Genomic DNA, 2,417 nt, shown 5'->3' with positions numbered 1-2,417 from the left:
AGCAGCAATACCGCCTTCCATTAAACTGATAAGACGTTTCTCATAACCCCGCCGCTGAATAAGAAAATTGCTCAGATAAGGTTCTTTTAAATGCTTCCACTCATGATTCGCAACATATACTTCATCAAAATGATCAAGCATCATTTGGATGTGAAAGCGGATGATATGCTCAAGCCTGGTTGCATGATTATCAGTATTATTTTCTGAACCATTCAGGTATAAAGTAAAAGCATTGGCAACCTTAAAACAAATACTCTGCAGCAACTCACTTTTACTGCCAATATGGTTATACAGGCTGGGCGCTTCCACACCCACCGCTTCTGCCAATTCCCTCATAGAAGCAGATGAAAACCCCTTGCTTTTAAACAAAGCCGCGGCTTTTTGTGTAATTACATCCTTTTTGCTGGCATTCTTGCCCGGCTTTATCCTGGCCATGTATCATTTTTTACAAAACTAATGCTTATTAGTTTTTTTAGTATGCTTTTGTGAGCGAATGATGTTATTTATAAATGATAGATGGAGGGTTTTTAATGATGTTTACCAATCCCAATTACCATCTAAACAAAGCCTACATTGCTATATAAAGCAACCTAAAGCTTAAAAAAAACAGAAAATTCGAAAATAAATTGTGTGAATATTAAAAATATAGTAATTTTACCACCTGCTTAGTTATCTGTATTCTCCAATACTATATAAAATCCGGTTTGAAATATCGTTAAGGGGTGTTTTCAATTAAATTATTTAGACAAGCTAATTATATGCATTTGCTATAAATTTTTTCTTGTGGTTTCAGAGGTAAGCAAGGCCGGAGATTTTTATCTCTGGCCGTCTTTTTTATGGGAGGTTTCCAAAAAATTAATGCAGAGCCATGTTTAAAAAATCAATCAAGGGCTTCATGCTGTTGAATGTTTTTGCAACCCCGGTTACAAAATTCTTATTTTGCAAATCACTATCAGCAAAAGGTTTGCTTACAATAAAACTCTTCATCTTAAGAAATTCAATGGCAGGATTATTTTCATCATAACCCTTAGGTGGCCTTACCAGGCTTTCGTTACTTCTTAGGCCTTCAGTAAAAGTCTTTTTAAAATTTTTGTTTTCAATTATCCTTTTCCAATCAGCAAAATTATAGTCTATTTCCTGGCGAATGCCTGCCAGTACAGATGGCTCCGGCACCCAAATACCACCTGCGGCAAAGCTTTTGCCCGGTTCTATATGCAGGTAATAACCACCACCCAGGCCGTTTTTACCAGCCTGGTTAAAATAACAGGCCATATTGCTTTTGTAGGGAGCCTTATTCTTACTAAACCTGACATCACGGTTAATCCTGAAAACACACTGCTTGGTAACGAGCTGCCCAATTGGCTCATCAAATTTTGCTATAGCCGGTATTAATTTTTCAACAAGTGCATAAAAATCTGCTTTGGCAATTTCATATTGCGGCCTGTGTGCATCAAACCAGGGTTTATTGTTGTTTTTAGTTAGATCTTTTAGAAATTTTAATGTTGTTGTTTCAAGCATATTTATGGTGGGTTTAATAACGAAACTAATAAAATAAAAAAAGGAATCTGCATGCTAACAGATTCCTTTGGCTAAAGTTCAGTTTTTTCTCAATTACCTGATACGTCCCCAGTTTTCACCGCTTTTGATGCGGTATAAAGTCATTTCGCTTACTTTATATTTTGCAGCCAGTAGCTTGTAGGTTAATTTTCTTTTTGGATTTTTTATAATGTCTTTTATCGCTTTAACCTGTGTGGCATTCAGTTTCAGGCCCACAGTACGGTTTGCCTGGCGCTTTTTATATGCAATTTTTTCAGGACTGTTTTGCTGGTGAGAGCTAACAAGGTCCAAAGTTGCCCATTTCAGGTGTTTGTAAAGATTGTCCTTCTTTTTATGATTTACATGAATTACATATTTATGCTTTGGAGAAGGTTTTTTGCAAAAAAATTTTGCAACTTCGCGGTGAATGTAAATGGTGCCATTGCTGTTCTCCACATGCAGGTTAAGTGTTTTGTAGCCCGATGTGAGCGACCCGTTTAATAATTTACCATCTTTTAAAACATCTTCGGTGTAACTGGCGGCCCTGCCATGTGATGAAACGGCGTATTTTTTTCGAAGCTGTTTATGGCCGGTAAATAAAATTTGTTTCCAAACTTCGCCAGGATTTTTTTTAATCATAATCGTGAGATTTAATTAATTTAACCAACACAGGATATTACCTTGTGTTTAGGCGGTTGGAGAGGTTGCTAACAAATATAATATAATTATTTACTAATAGGTAGCATTTTTATAAATTCTTCTTCACTTATTACGTGAATGGCAGGTATCTTTTTTGCTTTTTCCAGTTTGCTGCCGGCACTTTCGCCTGCAACCAGGTAATTTAATTTGCTGCTTACGGCACCCAGTATCTTTCCTCCGTT

At 36.5% G+C, this 2,417-nt stretch carries 4 protein-coding genes; all 4 read right to left on the bottom strand.

Annotation, left to right across the window (positions count from 1 at the left end; translation table 11 throughout):
- Positions 1-435 (bottom strand): TetR/AcrR family transcriptional regulator (locus ACY651_RS12505; RefSeq protein ID WP_462253210.1); only part of this gene is annotated, 435 nt, incomplete at its 3' end.
- A gap of 420 nt (positions 436-855) precedes the next feature.
- Positions 856-1,518 carry a DUF2461 domain-containing protein gene (locus ACY651_RS12500; RefSeq protein ID WP_462253208.1) on the bottom strand — a complete coding sequence of 221 codons (663 nt, stop codon included), beginning with the start codon at positions 1,516-1,518 and terminating at the stop codon, positions 856-858.
- A gap of 93 nt (positions 1,519-1,611) precedes the next feature.
- Positions 1,612-2,175, bottom strand: a complete 564-nt coding sequence (locus ACY651_RS12495; RefSeq protein ID WP_462253206.1) for an NUMOD4 domain-containing protein — start codon at positions 2,173-2,175, stop codon at positions 1,612-1,614.
- A gap of 86 nt (positions 2,176-2,261) precedes the next feature.
- Complete coding sequence (locus ACY651_RS12490; protein WP_462253212.1) at positions 2,262-2,405, bottom strand: hypothetical protein; 144 nt, start codon at positions 2,403-2,405, stop codon at positions 2,262-2,264.
- Positions 2,406-2,417 lie beyond the last annotated feature (12 nt).

It is taken from the genome of Ferruginibacter sp., assembly GCF_031391665.1.
Lineage (GTDB): Bacteria > Bacteroidota > Bacteroidia > Chitinophagales > Chitinophagaceae > Ferruginibacter.
The sequence above is the reverse complement of the archived record's forward strand: the minus strand, read 5'-3'. Positions and strand labels throughout refer to the sequence as shown.